The sequence below is a fragment of the Flexivirga sp. genome, assembly GCF_051955415.1.
In the GTDB taxonomy this organism is placed as follows: Bacteria; Actinomycetota; Actinomycetes; order Actinomycetales; family Dermatophilaceae; genus Flexivirga.
Genome location: NZ_JBQCGS010000026.1, coordinates 1 through 18,151, shown reverse-complemented (window position 1 = coordinate 18,151; position 18,151 = coordinate 1). Strand labels below are relative to the sequence as shown.

16 protein-coding genes and 1 pseudogene are annotated in these 18,151 nt (G+C 68.5%); 16 read left to right on the top strand and 1 reads right to left on the bottom strand.

The window, feature by feature from the left end; genetic code table 11:
* The first annotated feature begins 1 nt into the window (after position 1).
* From ACTHL4_RS04540 to ACTHL4_RS04520, 5 genes are all read left to right on the top strand, one after another.
* Positions 2 to 202, top strand: a complete 201-nt coding sequence (locus tag ACTHL4_RS04540) for a ubiquitin-like protein Pup (protein WP_440281549.1) — start codon at positions 2 to 4, stop codon at positions 200 to 202.
* Positions 199 to 1,008 (top strand): proteasome subunit beta, encoded by an 810-nt coding sequence (gene prcB / locus ACTHL4_RS04535; RefSeq protein ID WP_440281548.1) that lies wholly within the window; start codon positions 199 to 201, stop codon positions 1,006 to 1,008. The genes ACTHL4_RS04540 and prcB overlap by 4 nt, the downstream gene beginning before the upstream one ends.
* The gene (gene prcA, locus ACTHL4_RS04530; protein ID WP_440281547.1) at positions 1,005 to 1,751 is read left to right on the top strand and encodes a proteasome subunit alpha; all 747 of its coding nucleotides are present in this window, start codon (positions 1,005 to 1,007) and stop codon (positions 1,749 to 1,751) included. The genes prcB and prcA overlap by 4 nt, the downstream gene beginning before the upstream one ends.
* A gap of 206 nt (positions 1,752 to 1,957) precedes the next feature.
* Positions 1,958 to 3,955, top strand: a complete 1,998-nt coding sequence (locus tag ACTHL4_RS04525; RefSeq protein WP_440281546.1) for an ABC transporter ATP-binding protein — start codon at positions 1,958 to 1,960, stop codon at positions 3,953 to 3,955.
* Positions 3,952 to 5,820: an ABC transporter ATP-binding protein gene (locus ACTHL4_RS04520; protein WP_440281545.1), complete on the top strand. Its 1,869-nt coding sequence runs from the start codon at positions 3,952 to 3,954 to the stop codon at positions 5,818 to 5,820. Before ACTHL4_RS04525 ends, ACTHL4_RS04520 begins: the two co-directional genes overlap by 4 nt.
* Positions 5,821 to 5,838: 18 nt before the next feature.
* On the opposite strand, the gene ACTHL4_RS04515 is transcribed toward ACTHL4_RS04520, so the two are convergent.
* Entirely contained in the window at positions 5,839 to 6,831 is a 993-nt protein-coding gene (locus ACTHL4_RS04515) for an NAD-dependent epimerase/dehydratase family protein (protein ID WP_440281544.1), read from the bottom strand.
* Between the two features lie 352 nt (positions 6,832 to 7,183).
* On the opposite strand from ACTHL4_RS04515, the pseudogene pafA reads away from it, so the two are divergent.
* The 11 genes and pseudogenes from pafA to ACTHL4_RS04460 all read left to right on the top strand — a co-directional run.
* Positions 7,184 to 8,544: pseudogene (gene pafA / locus ACTHL4_RS04510) on the top strand (Pup--protein ligase).
* A 131-nt stretch (positions 8,545 to 8,675) separates the two neighbouring features.
* On the top strand, positions 8,676 to 9,725 hold the full coding sequence (locus ACTHL4_RS04505; protein WP_440281543.1) for an FKBP-type peptidyl-prolyl cis-trans isomerase: 1,050 nt from the start codon (positions 8,676 to 8,678) through the stop codon (positions 9,723 to 9,725).
* Between the two features lie 35 nt (positions 9,726 to 9,760).
* Positions 9,761 to 10,180, top strand: a complete 420-nt coding sequence (locus ACTHL4_RS04500) for an FKBP-type peptidyl-prolyl cis-trans isomerase (protein WP_440281542.1) — start codon at positions 9,761 to 9,763, stop codon at positions 10,178 to 10,180.
* A 26-nt stretch (positions 10,181 to 10,206) separates the two neighbouring features.
* Positions 10,207 to 11,220, top strand: coding sequence for a cation diffusion facilitator family transporter (locus ACTHL4_RS04495; protein WP_440281541.1), 1,014 nt, complete (start codon positions 10,207 to 10,209; stop codon positions 11,218 to 11,220).
* Between the two features lie 54 nt (positions 11,221 to 11,274).
* Positions 11,275 to 12,261: a helix-turn-helix transcriptional regulator gene (locus ACTHL4_RS04490; protein WP_440281540.1), complete on the top strand. Its 987-nt coding sequence runs from the start codon at positions 11,275 to 11,277 to the stop codon at positions 12,259 to 12,261.
* The gene (locus ACTHL4_RS04485; RefSeq protein ID WP_440281539.1) at positions 12,261 to 13,241 is read left to right on the top strand and encodes a helix-turn-helix transcriptional regulator; all 981 of its coding nucleotides are present in this window, start codon (positions 12,261 to 12,263) and stop codon (positions 13,239 to 13,241) included. Before ACTHL4_RS04490 ends, ACTHL4_RS04485 begins: the two co-directional genes overlap by 1 nt.
* Positions 13,238 to 13,561, top strand: a complete 324-nt coding sequence (locus ACTHL4_RS04480) for a hypothetical protein (protein WP_440281538.1) — start codon at positions 13,238 to 13,240, stop codon at positions 13,559 to 13,561. Before ACTHL4_RS04485 ends, ACTHL4_RS04480 begins: the two co-directional genes overlap by 4 nt.
* A gap of 52 nt (positions 13,562 to 13,613) precedes the next feature.
* Positions 13,614 to 14,030, top strand: coding sequence for a Sec-independent protein translocase subunit TatA (tatA, locus tag ACTHL4_RS04475; RefSeq protein ID WP_440281537.1), 417 nt, complete (start codon positions 13,614 to 13,616; stop codon positions 14,028 to 14,030).
* A 50-nt stretch (positions 14,031 to 14,080) separates the two neighbouring features.
* Positions 14,081 to 14,944, top strand: coding sequence for a twin-arginine translocase subunit TatC (gene tatC / locus ACTHL4_RS04470; protein ID WP_440281536.1), 864 nt, complete (start codon positions 14,081 to 14,083; stop codon positions 14,942 to 14,944).
* Positions 14,922 to 17,735 carry a DEAD/DEAH box helicase gene (locus tag ACTHL4_RS04465; RefSeq protein WP_440281535.1) on the top strand — a complete coding sequence of 938 codons (2,814 nt, stop codon included), beginning with the start codon at positions 14,922 to 14,924 and terminating at the stop codon, positions 17,733 to 17,735. Before tatC ends, ACTHL4_RS04465 begins: the two co-directional genes overlap by 23 nt.
* Positions 17,736 to 17,765: 30 nt before the next feature.
* The coding region (locus tag ACTHL4_RS04460) for a PH domain-containing protein (protein ID WP_440281534.1) at positions 17,766 to 18,151 on the top strand (386 nt) is incomplete at its 3' end.

Below are 18,151 nucleotides of genomic sequence, written 5' to 3'. Positions count from 1 at the left end.
CATGGCCACGCAGCAACACAAGAATCCGCAACGCCGCGACGCCGACCCGGCCGACGACGCCCCGGAGCCGGCACCCACGACAGCACCGGCCAAGCAGGAGCTGGACGACGACGTCGACAGCGTGCTGGACGAGATCGACGGTGTGCTGGAGTCCAACTCGGAGGAGTTCGTCCGCGGCTTCGTCCAGAAGGGCGGACAGTGAGTTTCAGCAAGCTGCCCGCGTCATACCTGCAGACCGGATTCTCGTCATTCACCGAGTTCCTCGCCGGCCACGCGCCCGAGCTGGTGCCGGGGTCGCGCACGATCCCGTCGGCCGCCCTCGACGTGCCGCACGGCACCACCATCGTGGCCGTCGCCTACACCGACGGGGTGCTGTTGGCCGGTGACCGGCGGGCCACGATGGGCAATCTGATCGCCAACAACGAGATGCTCAAGGTCTTCGCGGCCGATGAGTTCTCGGCGGTCGGCATCGCCGGCACCGCCGGCACCGCGATCGAGATGGTGCGGCTCTTCCAGGTCGAGCTGGAGCACTACGAGAAGATCGAAGGCACCCGGTTGTCGTTGGTGGGCAAGGCCAACCGGCTCGCGACGATGATCCGGGGCAACCTCGGCATGGCCATGCAGGGTTTGTCGGTGGTGCCGCTCTTCGCCGGATACGACCTCGACCGCGACGCCGGCCGGATCTTCTCCTATGACGTGACCGGCGGGTGCTACGAGGAGCACGACTTCCACTCGGTCGGCTCCGGGTCGCTGTTCGCCCGCGGCGCCCTGAAGAAGCTCTGGCGTCGTGATCTCTCCCAGGACGACGCGGTCCGCGTGACGATCGAAGCGTTGTATGACGCCGCCGACGACGACTCGGCGACCGGTGGTCCCGACCTGGGCCGGCGCATCTGGCCGACGGTGGCGATCGTGGACGGCGAGGGCACTCGTTTCGTCGGCGACGAGGAGTTGGCGTCGGTGGTCGAGCAGGTGCTCACCGCCCGCCGCGAGATCGGAGGCACAAGATGAGCATGCCGTTCTACGTCTCGCCCGAGCAGCTGATGAAGGACCGGGCCGACTACGCCCGCAAGGGCATCGCGCGCGGACGGTCCGTCGTCGTCCTCGCCTATGACGGGGGCATAGCCTTCGTCGCCGAGAATCCCAGCCGCGCGCTGCACAAGGTGTCGGAGATCTACGACCGCATCGCGTTCGCGGCGGTCGGCAAATACAACGAGTTCGAGAACCTCCGGGTCGCCGGCATCCGGTATGCCGACCTGCGCGGCTACTCCTACGACCGGTCCGACGTCACCGCCCGCGGCCTGGCCAACGCCTACGCGCAGACGCTGGGCACGGTGTTCACCCAGGAGTCCAAGCCCTACGAGGTCGAGATCGTCGTGGCGCAGGTCGACGACGACCCGGCCGAGGACCAGATCTACCGGCTCACCTACGACGGTTCGGTCGGCGACGAGCAGGGTTTCGTCGCGATGGGCGGCGCCGCCGAGCACGTCAGCGCCGGACTGCAGGAACGCTGGCGCCCGGGCATGGATCTGGGCACCGTGCTGCGGTTGGCGGTCGAGTTGCTGGGCGAGGACCCGACCGGTGGCGAGGCACGCACGCTGACGGCGGATCAACTGGAGGTCGCGGTCCTGGACCGGGCACGCGAACGCCGCAAGTTCCGCCGGATCAACGGCGCACTCCTGGAGGCGCTGCTGAGCGCGGACGACCCCACGTCCGACGTGCCGCACACCGACGAGGACGTAGCCACCGAGTAGGTCGGTCCGGTCCGCCGAGCTTCGGCCGTAATGCACGTGACCGTTGTCACCGGGTCGTGACATGATCAATAGACATCCCAGGTTCTTCGTAGGGCCGCACTCTGCGCGGTGATCGTCGGGTCGCCGTGTTGACTTCACGTGCGGTTGAACGTCGAGGCTCGGATGTGCCTCGACGCCGTCACTCAGCCAGGAGACCGCACCTCACGATGACCCAGCAGCCCTCGTCGGCACCCCGTCCTTCTGATGACCGCGCTGATGCGTTGCAGACCGCGTCGGCGGGCCTGGTCTCCGCACCCAGCATCAGTCCGCCACCCGGGCGTCGTCACCGGCGTACGACGAGCCTGCTGCGGCTGGCGCCATACGTCCGTCCCTACCGGACACGCTGGATCACCATGATGATCTTCGGGCTGGCCAGCCTCGGCGCGACCATCGTCATACCGCTGATGACCAAGGCGGTCATCGACGGCCCGGTCAGCCATCACGACCAGCACGGGTTGTGGGTGCTGGGCACCGCGGCACTGGCGATCGGTGTGGCGGAGGCGGTGCTCTGGTTCGGGAGGCGCTGGCTGGTCGCACGGGCCACCATGGGCATCGAGCGCGACATCCGCAAGGAGATGTACGCCCGCCTCCAGGTGCTGCCGATGTCCTTCCACAGCGGCTGGCAGTCCGGGCAGCTGCTGTCGCGCATCATGAACGACCTGAGCATGATTCGCCGATTGCTGAGTTTCGGCATCGTGATGTTGATCCTCAACACCCTGCAGATCACGGTGGTCACCATCATCTTGTTGCTGCTCTATTGGCCGCTGGGTGTCGTGGTCGTCATCTCGATCGTGCCGATCGCGGCGACGGTGCTGCACAACCAGCGCAAGTTCACCAAGCTGTCCCGGATGGCGCAGGACCAGACCGGGGTCGTGGCGACGACGGTCGAGGAGTCCGCGCTCGGGCTGCGCGTCATCAAGTCCTTCGGCCGGGAGGACTACGTCTACGAACGCTTCGACGAGAAGGCGACCGAACTCTTCGACATCCAGGTGCGCAAGGTCCGGCTGCAGGCCAGCTTCTGGACCCTGCTGGAGGTCATCCCCAACATCACCCTGATCGTCGTGCTCGGCCTCGGCGCCGCAGCGACCGGCACCGGGCGGATCACCCTGGGCACGCTGGTCGCGTTCATCACCATGATGCTGTCACTGGTCTGGCCGATCGCGGCACTGGGATTCCTGTTGTCGATGACCCAGGAGGCGATGACCGCGGCCGACCGGGTCGCGGAGATCTTCGACACCGAGCCGGACGTCACCGACGGTCCGATCACGACGGTCGCGCGCGGCGGCGCGTTGCGGCTGACCGACGTCGGCTTCCGGTTCCCCGACGCGGCCGACGACGACTGGGCGCTGCGGCACGTCCACCTCGACCTCGCACCGGGGGAGACGGTCGCCCTGGTCGGTGCCACCGGCTCCGGCAAGTCGGTGCTGACCAGTCTGATCCCGCGGCTGTACGACGTCGGCGAAGGACGCATCGAGATCGACGGCACGGACATCCGCGAGATGTCGCTGCCGGCGTTGCGCGCCACCGTGGCGACCGCCTTCGAGGACCCGACACTGTTCTCGCTGTCCGTGCGCGAGAACCTCACGCTGGGCCGTCCGCAAGCGACCGAGAAGGAGATCGCCGAGGCGATCGACGTGGCGCAGGCGCACTTCGTGCACGATCTGCCGTTCGGCCTGGACACCCGCATCGGGGAGCAGGGGATGAGCCTGTCCGGTGGGCAGCGGCAGCGCCTCTCGCTGGCCCGCGCCGTGCTGACCCATCCGAAGGTGCTGGTGCTGGACGACACGCTGTCGGCACTGGATGTGCACACCGAGGCCCTGGTGGAGGAGGCGCTGCGCCGCGTGTTGCACGAGGTGACCGGCCTGGTGGTGGCACACCGTGCCTCGACCGTGCTGCTGGCCGACCGGGTCGCCTTGCTGCAGCACGGCACCATCACCCACGTCGGCACGCATTCACAGCTGCTGGCGAGCGTGCCCGCCTACCGCTACCTGCTGGCCGCGGACGACGAGATCGACGACGGTGTCGAGCACGATCCGCCGTGGTGCACCGACGACGAAAAGCGTTGCGCCGACGCTGCCGCGGAGATCGAAGAAGGCTCCGAACAGGCTTCTCGCGGTGAAGATTTCGGCACCATGCACGGACGGGCACAGGAGGCACACCGATGACCACCGACACCCGGCAGCCACCCACGGAGCAGCAGTCCACCAACAGCGAGGAGCGCTGGCGCGGTCGGATGATGTCCGACAACGCCAACGATCTGCCCATCGACGAGTCGAAGCCGATGCGCCGCGAGGCGCGGCAACTCCTGGGGTCGCTGCTGGCGCCATACAAGAAGATGGTCGCGGTCCTCGTCGTCCTGGTGATCATCGAGAACCTCGCCCGGCTGTCGGTGCCGCGGATGGTGCAGGTCGGCATCGACCACGGCGTGCCGCCGATCGCGCGCGACGGGGACGCGCACGTGCTGTTGCTCGTGATCGGGGCGTTGTGCGTCATCGTCGCCGTGCAGGCGGTCAGCCGGATGCTCTTCCTGCGCCAGTCGGGCACCATCGGCGAGCTGGCGCTGCTCGAGCTGCGCCGGCGCATCTTCCGGCACTTCCAGCGGCTGGACGTCTCCTTCCACGACAAATACACCTCCGGCCGGGTCGTCAGCCGCTCCACCAACGACGTCGAGGCCATCCAGGACATGCTGGAGAACGGCTTCGACAGCCTGGTCACCGCTGCGCTGACCCTCGTCGGCACGGCGATCCTGCTGGTGACGTTGGACGTCGAGCTCGGGCTGATCTGCCTGACCTGCTTCCCGATCCTGGTCGCCCTGTCGGCCTGGTTCCGCGGCGCATCGAGCAAGACCTACCGCGAGGTGCGTGAGAGCGCGGCGCTGGTGATCGTGCAGTTCGTGGAGACGATGACCGGCATCAAGGCCGTGCAGGCCTACCGTCGCGAGCCGCGCAACCAGGAGATCTTCGAGGAGGTCGCCGAGCGCTACCGCGCCATCAACGAGAAGACCTTCCGGCTCGTCGCGATCTTCATGCCGTCGGTGAAGCTGGTCGGCAACGTGATGACCAGCATCGTGCTGCTGTATGGCGGGTGGCGGGTGCTGCACGGACACATGACCGTCGGTGTGCTGACGGCGTTCCTGCTCTACCTGCGGATGTTCTTCGAACCGATGCAGGACATCACGCAGTTCTTCAACACCTTCCAGTCGGCGTCCTCGGCCCTGGAGAAGGTCGCCGGCGTGATCGCGACACCGCCCGGCATCAAGGACCCGGACGAGCCGAAGCAGCTCGAAAACGTGCGTGGCGCGGTCGAATTCGACAAGGTCCGCTTCGAGTACGTCGCGGACCGGCCGGTGCTGCCCGAGTTGTCCCTCGACATACCGGCCGGGCAGACGGTGGCCCTGGTCGGCACGACCGGCGCCGGCAAGACGACCATCGCCAAGCTGATGGCCCGCTTCTACGACCCGACCTCGGGCGCGGTCCGGCTGGACGGCACCGACGTGCGCGACATCGATCAGCCGCAGCTGCGCCGGCACGTCGTGCTGGTCACCCAGGAGAATTTCATGTTTGAGGGTTCGGTCGCCGACAACATCCGCTTCGGGAAGCCGACCGCGACCGATGTGGAGATCCGGGCGGCGGCCGAGGCGGTCGGCGCCGACCAGTTCATCGACAAGCTGCCGGACGGCTACGACACCGATGTCGCCAAACGCGGCGGGCGGTTGTCCGCCGGACAGCGGCAGCTGGTGGCGTTCGCGCGGGCGTTCCTCGCCGACCCGGCGGTGCTGATCCTGGACGAGGCGACGTCCTCCCTGGACATCCCGAGCGAGCGCCTGGTGCAGCGCGCACTGGAGACGGTCCTGGCCGACCGGACCGCGCTGATCATCGCGCACCGGCTGTCGACCGTGGAGGTCGCCGACCGGGTGCTGGTGCTCGAGCACGGCCAGGTGCTGGAGGACGGCAGCCCGGCGGACCTCATCGGCGCAGGCGACGGACGGTATGCCGCCCTGCACCGCGCCTGGGTGGAGTCGCTTGCCTGATCACCTGGGTCCGGTCCGTCAGCTGCCGGCTCGTGCGGCAGCGATGAGGTCGCGCTCGTCGGCGGGGGAGAGGCCGGCCCGCCGGTCACGGCCGGGGCTGGTCTGCAGCTCCCAGGCCAGGGTGTCGCGGATCGAGTCGGCGAGCGGCCGGGTCGTCAGGCCGGCAGCGCGTGCGGCGGCGGGGGAGCGGGCCGCGAAACCGGCATACTTCAGCTGCGGCAGCCAGAGCGGCAGGCTGCGTTCACCCGCCCACGGCTGGACATCGTGGGCGCTCAACCAATCCTGGTCGACACCGACGAGTTCGCCGGTGTGGCCCGCGACCTCGCGTGCGGCGGCGAGGTAGTCGGCGAGTGCGATGGGTTCGGTCGTGGCGTTGAAGACGCCGCCGGTGCCGCGTTCGACCGACTCGACGTGCCAGGTGGCCAGGTCTCGGGCGTCGATCAGCTGCACGGTGGCGCCCGGCGTGTCGGGCACGAGCACCGCTCCGTCGTCCGTGGAGGGATGCGCGAAACGCAACGGCCAGTAGCCGGTCCGGTCGCTGTGGTCCCCGGGTCCGGTGATGAGCCCGGGTCGGGAGATGTGCGCCGCCGCACCGTATGCCGCCAGCACCGCCTGCTCGCACGCGACCTTGCACTCGCCGTATTTCTCCGTCTCGAACGGGCCGTCCCACGCCGGCAGCAGCGCAGCGGATTCGTCCTGGCCGGGAACATCGTCCTGCGCATACACCGAGCACGTCGAGACCAGCGACCACCGGTCGACGCGGTCCCGCAGCGCGGTGACCGCGCCGTGCGCGTGCGCCGGGATCATCGTCACGTCGATCGCCGCGTCGAAGACACCGTCCAACGCCGAATATGACTGTGGATCTTCACGATCCGCACTGACCAACATCGCACCGTCGGGTGCTGGTCGCTCACCCCTCGCCATACAGGTGACGTCGTGACCGCGTGCGAGCGCCGCCCGCACGATCTCACCGCCGAGCCATGCCGTGCCGCCGAGCACCAGAATTCGCATGGCGGAAGCCGACCACGCGGGAGGCCGCATCGCAACCGTTCGCTGCTCACAGCAGCCTGACCGAGCGGACACGAACGGCCTCCAGCGGACACGAAAATGCTGCACTTCTGTGCGAATTTTCGTGTCCTGTCAGTGCGTTTCGTGTCCGCTCGGTATGGGGTGAGCAGTGCGTGTTGTGTCCGTTCGGGACCGGCGGCACCGGCGGCACGGGCGACGCCATACGGAACGGTCCCCACTGGCGCGACATCGACGGTTAGGGTCGATACATGGTCGTTGAACAAGCACGGCGAGCTCGGGAAGCGCTGGCGCGGCGGCAGCTTGCTGACGCCGCCGGCAGGGCAGAGTGAGTGTCATGGAGCGGCGGATCTTCGGCATCGAGAACGAATACGGCGTGACGTGCACGTTCGACGGGCAGCGTCGGCTCACGCCGGACGAGGTGGCGCGCTATCTCTTCCGCAAGGTCGTGTCGTGGGGCCGTTCCTCCAACGTGTTCCTGGGCAACGGGTCACGTCTCTACCTGGATGTGGGCAGTCACCCCGAATACGCCACACCCGAGTGTGACGACGTGCGCGAGGCGGTGATCCACGACAAGGCCGGTGAACGCATCATCGAGGGCCTCGTGGAGGAGGCGCAGGCCCGGCTCGTCGAGGAGGGCGTCGACGGCAAGATCTTCGTCTTCAAGAACAACACCGACTCGGCCGGCAACTCCTACGGCTGCCACGAGAACTACCTGATCGGCCGGGCCGGCGAGTTCCAGCAGGTGTCCGACATCCTGATCCCGTTCCTGGTCAGCCGCCAGATCACCTGCGGCGCCGGCAAGATCACCATGCTGGGACACCAGCCGACCTTCTGCGTCAGCCAGCGCGCCGACCACATCTGGGAAGGGGTCAGCAGCGCCACCACCCGGTCCCGCCCGATCATCAACACGCGCGACGAGCCGCACGCCGACGCCGAGCGGTTCCGCCGGCTGCACGTCATCGTCGGCGACAGCAACATGAGCGAGACCACGACGATGCTCAAGCTCGGCTCCGCGCACCTGGTGCTGCGGATGATCGAGGACGGCGTCTCGATGCGTGACCTCAGCCTGGAGAACCCCATCCGGGCGATCCGCGAGATCAGCCACGACATCACCGGCCGCGCGCCGGTCCGCCTCGCCAACGGTCGCGAGTTGTCCGCGCTGCAGATGCAGACCGAATACTTCGAGCGTGCCCGGTCGTATGTCGACAGCCACCACCTGACGACGACCTGACCAAGCGGATCATGGACCTGTGGGAGCGCACTCTCACCGCCATCGAGACCGACAACCTGGCGCTGGTCGACACCGAGATCGACTGGGTCATCAAGCACAAGCTGCTCGACCAGTACGCCGCCAAACACGGTCTGGCCCTCGACGATCCGCGAATGCTGCAGCTGGACCTGACCTACCACGACATCAACCGTGAGCGCGGCCTGTTCTACCTGTTGCAGCGGCGTGGCAAGGCGGCGCGGGTGTGCTCCGATGTCGAGGTGTTCGAGGCCAAGACCTTCCCGCCGCAGACGACACGGGCGAAGCTGCGCGGCGACTTCATCCGCGCCGCGCAGGCCGCGCGCCGGGACTTCACCGTCGACTGGGTGCATCTGAAGCTCAACGACCAGGCGCAGCGCACGGTGTTGGTCAAGGATCCCTTCACCGCCAGCGACCAGCGCGTGCAACGGTTGATCGACGGCATGTGACGGCAGCCCACGAACGACGCCCGGCCTCATTCCTCCGACACCCTGCTGACGGCTGCACCACAGCGGGCTTGGTTAGGGTGTCGCCCGGTCCAGTTCTCCATCCCCGACGTTTTGCTAAGAGGTTCTTCGACGTGCGCCGAATCCCACTCCGCCTGCTCGCCGCCGGCACCCTGCCCGCCCTGCTACTCGCGTGTTGCGGCAGCAGCAGCTCCAACGGCAGCGGCTCCTCCTCGAAGGCCGGCACGTCGTCGTCCCAGGCCGCGACCTCATCTGCGTCCACGTCGTTGCCGCCATACACGGTGGCCGCCAAGGATGTCTCGCCGATGAGCGCGGTGAAGGTGACCACGGCCAAGGGCAAGAGCCCGGCGATCACGCTCGGCACGAAGCCGTTCCAGGTCAACAAGACGACGGTGGACGTGAAGTCCGAGGGCACCGGCGCCGCCGTGAAGGGCACCGACCTGGCCGACGTGAGCTACGTCGCGGTGGACGGGCGGACCGGCAAGACGCTGGCTGACACCTTCGCCAATGCGGCCGGGCCGATGTATCTGCAGGACCCGACCCAGTTCCCCGGCCTGGTCACCGCGATCAAGGGCAAGAAGGTCGGCACCGTCGAGACCATCGCCGTGCCACCCAAGGAAGCCTTCGGCTCCGAGGGAAACTCCCAGCTCGGCGTCACCCGCAAGGACTCGATCGTCTTCTATCTGAAGATCAACGGCGCACGCCCGAACATGGCCACCGGCACCCCGGTGCCGCCCAAGTCGGGCATGCCGAAGGTCACCTGGAACGGCGTCGACAAACCGGCGACCATCACGATGCCCGACACTGCGGCGCCGAAGAAGCTGGAGTCGGCCAACCTGATCAACGGCACCGGTCCCACGGTCAAGAAGGGCCAGACGATCTCCGCCCTCTACACGGGCGTGATCTGGACCAAGGGCAAGGCCGGCAAGGTCTTCGACTCCACGGGCAACCCGGGCCGCTACGGCGTCCCGGCCAGCTTCCCGATCGGCGAGGGCAAGGTCATCCCCGGCTGGGACAAGGTGCTGGTCGGCAAGAAGGTCGGCGATCGCGTGCTGATGGTGATCCCGCCGGCCGACGGCTACGGCAAGGCGGGCAACCCGCAGGGCGGCATCAAGGGCACCGACACCCTGGTCTTCGTCGTCGACATCGTCGGCGCCAACTAGCACCCGTCACCACCACATCCGCGAAGCGAGGAATCATGCCGTTCGACCCCGACACCACCAAGCCCGAGATCGACTTCCCCGGCGCCGAGCCACCCACCGAGCTGGTCATCGAGGACCTCACCGTCGGTGACGGTGCCGAGGCCGAGGCCGGCGACCAGATCAAGGCCCACTACGTCGGCGTCGCCTGGTCCACCGGCGAGGAGTTCGACGCATCCTGGAACCGCGGTGCTCCGCTGGACTTTCGGGTCGGGATCGGCCAGGTCATTCCCGGCTGGGACCAGGGCATCCTCGGCATGAAGGTCGGTGGCCGCCGCAAGCTGACCATCCCGCCGCACCTCGCGTATGGCGAGCAGGGCGCCGGCGGCGCCATCGGCCCGCACGAGACGCTGATCTTCGTGGTCGACCTGGTGTCGACCAACAAGCCCGGCGCCGGACGCGCCTTCGGATTGGGCTGATCCCCGGAGTCGATAGCGTGGCGGGTATGACGGAGCGACACGACCAGGTCAAGGCCGAGTTCGACGTCGGCATCAGGTCCGGCGAGGGCGGGGGAGAGAGCACTCTCACCGTCGTCATCGCGCTGGTGGCCAACACCCTGGTCGCGATCGCCAAGACCGGCGCGGCGATCCTGACCGCATCGGCCTCGTTGGTGGCGGAGGCGGCACACTCGTGGGCCGACGCCGGCAACGAGATCTTCCTGCTGCTGGCCGACAAACGGTCGCGGAAGCCCGCCGACGCGCAGCATCCGGTCGGCTACGGCCGGGAAGCCTACGTCTGGTCGCTCTTCGCGGCACTCGGCCTGTTCGTCGCCGGCGCGGCGGTGTCGATCTGGCACGGCGTCCAGGAGCTGCTCTCGCCGGAGCCCGCGAGCGACTTCCTCATCGGCTACATCGTGCTGGCGGTCGCCTTCGTGCTCGAGGGCATCTCCTTCATGCAGTCGGTGCGGCAGGCGCGCAGCGAGGCCACGCACTACGACCGCGAACTGCTCGAACACGTTCTCGCCACCTCCGATCCGACACTGCGGGCGGTGTTCGCCGAGGACGCCGCGGCCCTCATCGGCCTGGTGCTCGCCGGCGCCGGGCTGGGACTGCACCAGATCACCGGATCCCCGACACCCGACTCGATCGGTTCGATCCTGGTCGGCTGCGTGCTGGGTGTGGTGGCCGTGGTGCTGATCCGCCGCAACGTCGGCTTCCTGGTCGGGGAAGAGGTGTCGCCGGCGGTCCGCAGGGCCGCGCTGCGTGCGCTGCTCGCCCTCCCGGAGGTGGACAGGGTCACCTACCTGCGCCTGGAGTTCGTCGGACCCCGACGTGTCTACCTGGTCGGCGACGTCGACCTGGCCGGGGACCGCGCCGAGCACGAGGTCGCCGGCCGGCTGCGCGCACTCGAAGCGAAGATCACCGCGAGTCCGGCCGTCGCCGGAGCGGTGCTGAGCCTGTCCGCACAGGACGAGCAGTCCCTGACGGTGGACGACCCCACGCCCGAACCACGCGGGTGAGCGCGCCGAAATCCGCGTCGTACATTCGTCCGGAGATGAGATAGCGTTTCGTCCATGGCTCCTCCGTCACCCGCCGCCAAGACCGAGCGGTTGCTCAACCTGGTGATCTGCCTGCTCTACACCCGTCAGCCGTTGGCCAAGTCGCGCATCCGCGACGCGGTGCCGCAGTATGGCGAAGCGGCCTCCGACGAAGCCTTCGACCGCATGTTCGAGCGCGACAAGGACGAGCTGCGCGAGCTCGGCATACCGCTGCGGATGGAGCCGCTGGACGCGTTCTTCGACGACGAGACCGGCTACCGCATCGACCGCCGCGAATACGCGCTGCCCGAGTTGCGTTTCGAACCCGACGAGTTCGCCGTGCTGGGCCTGGCCAGCCGCACCTGGCAGCAGGCCAGCCTGGCCGGTGCGGCGGCGACCGCCCTGCGCAAGCTGGAGGCTGCCGAGGTGGAGCGCGACGCCAACTCGCTGGTCGGGCTGGAGCCGCGCGTCAACACCACCGAGCCCTCGTTCAACACCGTGAAGGATGCCGTGCTGCGGCGCCAGGCGATCGGCTTCGCCTACCGCAAGTCCGGCGGCGACTGCTCGCCCCGGCGGCTGCAACCGTGGGGCGTCGCCAACTGGCACGGCCGGTGGTACGTCACCGGCTTCGATCTGGACCGGGAGGCCCCGCGCGTCTTCCGGCTCGGCCGCATCGACGGCGCGGTCAAGCGGGTCGGCAAGCCGGGCGCCTACGATGTGCCGGCCGACCATGACCCGGTCGCGATGATCGACGGCACGGAGAGCACACCACCCGCCGAGGCCGTCGTCCTCGTGCAGCAGGGCGCGGGCAACACTCTGCGGCGCCGCGCCAAACAGGCCGAGCAGCAGGACGCCCACACCCGGCTGGTGCTCGACTTCACCGACACCGGCGCGTTCGCCGACGAGATCGCCGGGTTCGGTCCCGCGGTGCGGGTGGTGTCGCCGCCGGAGCTGGTGGACCAGGTCGTGTGCCGGCTGCGCGGCGCGCTGGCCCGCAACTCCACCCAGAACGAAGGTGCGTGATGGCGACGCAGGAGAGTGCCACCGCCCGGCTCGGCCGGCTGCTGACGATGGTGCCGTGGCTGGTCAACCGGCAGGGCATCGACATCGCGGAGGCCGCCCAGGAGCTCGGCGTGAGCACCGAGCAGGTGGAGGCGGACCTGGCTCTGCTGTTCGTCTGCGGCACCCCAGGGCACCTGCCCGACGACCTGATCGAGGCGGAGTGGGAGCAGGGCCGGGTCTTCCTGCGCAATGCGGACACGATCGCCCGGCCGCTGCGCCTGGGTCTTGACGAGGCCACCGCGCTCATCGTGGGGCTGCGCGCGCTGGCCGCCGTGCCGGGCCTGGACGAGCGCGACGCCGTCGACCGGGCGCTGGCGAAGCTGGTCGAGGCGGCCGGCGACTCCGGCGCGGCGAGCGACCGGGTGCGGATCGCCCTGGAGTCCGAGGTGCCCTCGGACACGCTGACCACCATGCGCGCCGCGGTCGCGGGGCACAAGAGGCTGCACCTGCGTTATGTCGTGCCGTCCCGCGACGAGACGACCGAGCGTGATGTCGACCCGATGCGGGTGGTGTCACTGGATGGCAACTGGTACCTCGAGGGCTGGTGCCACCGGGCGACCGACGTGCGGCTCTTCCGGCTCGACCGGGTCGCCTCCGTCGAGATTCTCGACGTCGACGGGACACCACCGACCGACGCGCGGCCGCGCGACCTCGGCTCCGGCCTCTTCACGCCGGGTCCGGACGACCTGACGGCGGTCGTCGAGTTGTCGCCCGACGCGGCCTGGGTGGTCGACTACTACCCGGTCGACACGGTCGAGCGCGACGACGACGGTCTGCTCACTGCTACTTTCCGCACCGCGGACCTGCGGTGGCTGCGACAGCTGATGTGGCGGCTCGGGGAGTCGGCGCGGGTGCTCGAACCCGCGACGCTGCGTGCCGAGGTCGCCGACGGCGCCCGTGCGGCTCTGGCGGCATACCCTTCCGCGGCATACGACACGTGACCTGGTGGCAGTGGGTCCTGATGTGGCTCGCGCTCGCGGTGTCGGCCGTCGCCTACCTCGGCTGGCGGGTATGGCGCCTGTGGGCGCCGCTGAAGCAACTGGGCCAGGAGGTGGTGGTCGCCCAGGACCGGCTGTCGCAGGTCGAAGCCAGGATTGTCGAGCTGGATCAGCAATTGCACTGCGTCGATGACCTCGCGGTGCTGCAGGATCCGGCAGAATTGCGACGACGGCGCGCCGATCTCAAGTCGCGGCACCGCGCCGACCGCGCGGCTCGCCGCAAGTCGCACCGCCCGGACTGGGCGCATCACGTAGAGTGGTGACGACGGTGCGGAACGCCGGTCAGTTCACGCACAAAATTCTCAGGAGCTAGTTATGTTTCGTGGAGCCCTAGAGCCGTGGCACCTGCTCATCCTCGTGCTCATCGTGGTCATCCTCTTCGGCTGGAAGAAGCTGCCGGACGCAGCGCGCAGCCTCGGTCGTTCGGCGCGCATCCTCAAGAGCGAGCTCGGCGACGACGACCACAAGAGTTCTGCCTCCGGCCAGACCGTCCCCGGTCAGACCCAGCCGCGTTCCGGTGGTGCACCCGGCGAGGCCCCGGTGCCCGGTGCAGCCGGCTACCCGCAGCAGGGCCAGCAGCAGTCCGCCCCGCAGCAGCCGAACGGTTATCAGCAGGGCGGCTACCAGCAGCCGCAGCCCGGTCAGCCCGGCTACCAGCCGCAGGCACAGCCGCAACAGCAGGCCCCCGCGGGTTATCCGCACCAGGGCAACAGCGCGGGCAACGGCAACTGATCTGATCATCGTCCCGCAGGGGACCTTCGGCGCAGGACGACATACCAAACATGGCCCTATTGCGGCGTAAGGACAATCCGGAAGGCCGGATGTCCCTGGGCGAACACTTTCGCGAGTTCCGTCGGCGTGCCCTGATCGCGGCCGTGGCGATCGTCGTCGGAGCGATCCTCGGCTGGATCGTCTACGACACGCATCTGACGCTGTTCGGGCATCGCTTCGAGACGCTGGTCAACTTCATCCAGCAACCGCTGGCCGAAGTGCACAAACGTCATCCGAACGCCGGCGACCTCAACTACAGCGCCAACGGCGTCTCAGAGGCCTTCAGCCTCAAGTTGAAGGTGTCGCTCTGGTTCGGCGTGATCATCAGCAGCCCGATCTGGTTGTGGGAACTGTGGGCGTTCCTGGCGCCCGGGCTCACCACGAAGGAGAAGCGGGTCGCGCGCGGCTTCCTCGCGGTCTCGGTGCCGCTCTTCCTGCTCGGTTGCTGGGTTTCCACGTTTGCGCTGCCCAACGCCATCGAGTTCCTGCTGGGCACCACACCGGAGACCGATCGCAGTGCCAACTTCACCGATGCGCAGAAGTACTACACGTTCATCATCAAGTTCATCCTGGTCTTCGGGCTGGCCTTCCTGCTGCCGGTCTTCCTGACCGGGTTGAACATGATCCGGATCCTTCCCGGGCGCATCATGCTCAAGGGCTGGCGCGTCGCCGTCATGGCGATGGCGGTGTTCTCGGCGATGATGAGCCCGTCACCCGACGCCTGGTCGATGCTCGCCCTGATGGTGCCGATGATCCTGCTCTACTTCGCGGCCGTGGGGATCGGTTTCTTCCTCGACGGCCGTCGGGCCAAACGTGAGCAGAAGGCGCGCTCGGAATGGCTGGACGTGGCCGATGACGAGAAGTCGCAGCTCTGATTCCGTGGCACGCCAGGACGATCCCACCCCGAAGCGGGGCTTCGACTCCACCCACGTCGACCGCTTCGCGGCCGGCTACGACTTCCCGTTCGACGACTTCCAGCGGCAGGGGATCGTCGCGGTTCAAGCCGGCCGCAGTGTGCTGGTCGCCGCACCCACCGGCTCCGGCAAGACGATCGTCGGTGAGTTCGCGGCATACCTGGCTCTGCACACGCACCGCAAGACCTTCTACACGACGCCGATCAAGGCACTGTCCAACCAGAAGTACGCCGACCTCGTCGCGCGGCACGGTGCGGCCAACGTCGGCCTACTGACCGGCGATTCGTCGATCAACGGCGAGGCACCGATCGTGGTGATGACCACCGAGGTGCTGCGCAACATGATCTACGCCGGCTCCGCCACCTTGCAGCGGCTGGGTTTCGTGGTGATGGACGAGGTCCACTACCTCGCAGACCGCTTCCGGGGCGCGGTCTGGGAGGAGATCATCGTGATGCTCGCGCCCTCGGTGCAGCTGATCTCGCTGTCCGCCACGGTCAGCAACGCCGAGGAGTTCGGCGACTGGCTGCGCGAGGTCCGCGGCGACACCGAGGTGATCGTCGAGGAGCACCGGCCGGTCCCGCTGTGGCAGCAGATGATGGTCGGACCGTCGTTGCTGGACCTCTTCGTCGACGACGGCAAAGAGCAGTTGCGGGTCAATCCGCACCTGCTGCAACGCATCGAGCAGGTCGACCGTGACCGACGCGGTCAGCGGCACGGTCATCGGGAGGACGCCGGGGCGCCTCGCGGCCGTCGGGGTCGCATTCGCGTCGGCCACGACCGGGGGCCGGTGCGCAGTGGTCGTCCCAGCCGCGGGCCGAGCAGGCCGCAGGTCATCGAAGCGCTCGACCACGACGGCCTGCTACCGGCGATCACCTTCATCTTCAGCCGCGCGGGCTGCGAGGGAGCGGTGTCGCAGTTGCTGGCGTGGGGGACCAAGCTCATCCCGGAGCGGGAAGGGGCGCGGGTGCGCCGCCTGGTCGAGGAGCGCGTCTCCGGGCTCCCCGAGGAGGACCTCGCCGTCCTGGGCTACTACGACTTCGTCGAAGGGCTGTCCCGTGGGTTCGCCGCCCACCACGCCGGGATGCTGCCGACCTTCCGGGAGGTCGTCGAGGAGTTGTTCACCGACGGCACCATCAAGGCGGTCTTCGCCACCGAGACGCTCGCGCTGGGCATCAACATGCCCGCGCGCACGGTCGTCATCGAACGCCTGGTCAAGTACAACGGCGAGACGCACGCCGACATCACGCCCGCCGAATACACCCAGCTCACCGGCCGGGCCGGCCGGCGCGGCATCGACTACGAGGGACACGCGGTGGTGCTGTGGGCGCCCACCGTCGACCCGCACGAGGTCGCCGGACTGGCGTCCACGCGCACCTACCCGTTGCGGTCATCCTTCGTGCCGACGTCCAACATGGCGGTCAACCTGGTCGACAAGCTCGGCCGGTGGCGCGCCGGGCAGGTGCTCGAGCAGTCGTTCGCGCAGTTCCAGGCCGACCGCTCGGTCGTCGGCACCGCCCGCGCCATACACCGCAACGAGGAGGCGCTCGAGGGGTATGCCGAGGCGATGCGTTGTCACCTCGGTGATTTCGCCGAATACGCCGCGCTGCGAAGGGAACTGACCGATCTGGAGAAGTCGGCCGCCAAGCAGCGGTCGGTGAGCCGGCGGGCCGCGGCGGCGGTGTCGCTGGAGCAACTCGAACCCGGCGACATCATCCGGGTCCCGCAGGGCCGTCGCAGCGGATACGCCGTCGTCATACCGTCCGGTCGCGGTGGGCGCACCGGCGGCGAGGTCCCGACGATCGTCAACGCCGACGGCCAGCTGCGCCGGTTGAGCGAGACCGACGTACCGGACGAGGTCGAGCCGGTGGGCCGGATCCCGGTCCCCCGCACCTTCCAGAGTCGGGCGCCGCGCCCGCGGCGCGCCCGGGGCGCCCCGATGCGCAACAAGCTGCGCGACGAGCCGCCGCCGAGCCCGGCCGAACGCCGCGCCGCCCAGGAAGCCGCCCAGGAATCCTCTGCCGGCGACATCGAACAGGTGCGGCGCCGGCTCAAGGCGCACCCGTGCCACGACTGTCCCTACCGCGAGCAACATGCCCGATGGGCCGAGCGCTGGTGGAAGCTGCGGCGCGAGACCGACGGGCTGCAGCGGCAGGTGGACCGGCGCACCCACTCGGTCGCGCGCACCTTCGACCGGATCTGCGACCTGCTGGCAGAGCTGGGCTACCTCGATCAGGACGGCGCCGCGGTCACCGCACAGGGCCGGGTGCTGCAGCGGATCTACACCGAGAAGGACCTGCTGGCCGCCGAGTGCCTGCAGCACGACGTATGGCGCCGTCTCGACGCACCGTCGCTGGCGGCGGTGGTGTGCGCGCTGGTCTACGAATCCCGCCGCGAGTCGTCGGGGGAGGAGCCACGCATTCCCGGCGACCAGACCCGGGACGCACTGGCCGAGATGACCCGCATCACCCACGGGCTGCAGGACTCGCAGCGTCGTCTCGGACTCACGCCGATGGCCGATCTGGATCCGGGGATGACCTGGGTGATGCACCGGTGGGCCAGTGGCGGCCGGTTGGAGACGGTGCTGCGGGACAGTGAGATGTCGGCCGGTGACTTCGTCCGCCGCTGTAAGCAGGTCGTCGACCTGCTCGATCAGATCGCCGAGGCAGCCCCGCACGACGGCGTGCGACGCACCGCTCGCACCGCGATCGACAAGGTGATGCGCGGCGTGGTGGCCGCCGACAGGCTGGACTGAATCCGTCCCGATTCATGGCAGGATGCCGACATGGCGTTCTCGGCAAAGCACCTGGCACGCGGCGAGCAGATCGTGCTCGAACTGCGCACGCACATCAAGGAGATCTTCTTTCCTCTGCTGATCGGCGTGCTCACGATCGTGGTCGCGCTGGCTGCCTCGATCTGGATCAGCGACAAGGGCTGGTCGGGGTGGGCGACGCTCGCGGTGTGGATCGTCGCGCTGCTCATCCTGTGCATCGTCGTGCTGACCCCGGTGTTGCGCTGGATGACGACGCTCTACGTGATCACCAATCGCCGACTGATCACCCGACGGGGCATCATCAGCAAGTCGGGGCGTGACATCCCGCTCTACCGGATCAACGACGTCAACTACGAGAAGGGTCCGATCGACCGGATCTTCGGCTGCGGCACCCTCGT

Excerpts from the sequence above, each read along its gene's own strand:
- ACTHL4_RS04540 (WP_440281549.1), top strand. The coding sequence starts at position 2 with ATGGCCACGCAGCAACACAAGAATCCGCAACGCCGCGACGCCGACCCG.
- ACTHL4_RS04515 (WP_440281544.1), bottom strand. The coding sequence starts at position 6,831 with ATGCGAATTCTGGTGCTCGGCGGCACGGCATGGCTCGGCGGTGAGATC.
- ACTHL4_RS04485 (WP_440281539.1), top strand. The coding sequence starts at position 12,261 with ATGGCGACGCAGGAGAGTGCCACCGCCCGGCTCGGCCGGCTGCTGACG.
- ACTHL4_RS04465 (WP_440281535.1), top strand. The coding sequence starts at position 14,922 with ATGACGAGAAGTCGCAGCTCTGATTCCGTGGCACGCCAGGACGATCCC.
- prcA (WP_440281547.1), top strand. The coding sequence starts at position 1,005 with ATGAGCATGCCGTTCTACGTCTCGCCCGAGCAGCTGATGAAGGACCGG.
- tatC (WP_440281536.1), top strand. The coding sequence starts at position 14,081 with ATGGCCCTATTGCGGCGTAAGGACAATCCGGAAGGCCGGATGTCCCTG.
- ACTHL4_RS04500 (WP_440281542.1), top strand. The coding sequence starts at position 9,761 with ATGCCGTTCGACCCCGACACCACCAAGCCCGAGATCGACTTCCCCGGC.
- ACTHL4_RS04495 (WP_440281541.1), top strand. The coding sequence starts at position 10,207 with ATGACGGAGCGACACGACCAGGTCAAGGCCGAGTTCGACGTCGGCATC.
- tatA (WP_440281537.1), top strand. The coding sequence starts at position 13,614 with ATGTTTCGTGGAGCCCTAGAGCCGTGGCACCTGCTCATCCTCGTGCTC.
- ACTHL4_RS04490 (WP_440281540.1), top strand. The coding sequence starts at position 11,275 with ATGGCTCCTCCGTCACCCGCCGCCAAGACCGAGCGGTTGCTCAACCTG.
- ACTHL4_RS04525 (WP_440281546.1), top strand. The coding sequence starts at position 1,958 with ATGACCCAGCAGCCCTCGTCGGCACCCCGTCCTTCTGATGACCGCGCT.
- ACTHL4_RS04520 (WP_440281545.1), top strand. The coding sequence starts at position 3,952 with ATGACCACCGACACCCGGCAGCCACCCACGGAGCAGCAGTCCACCAAC.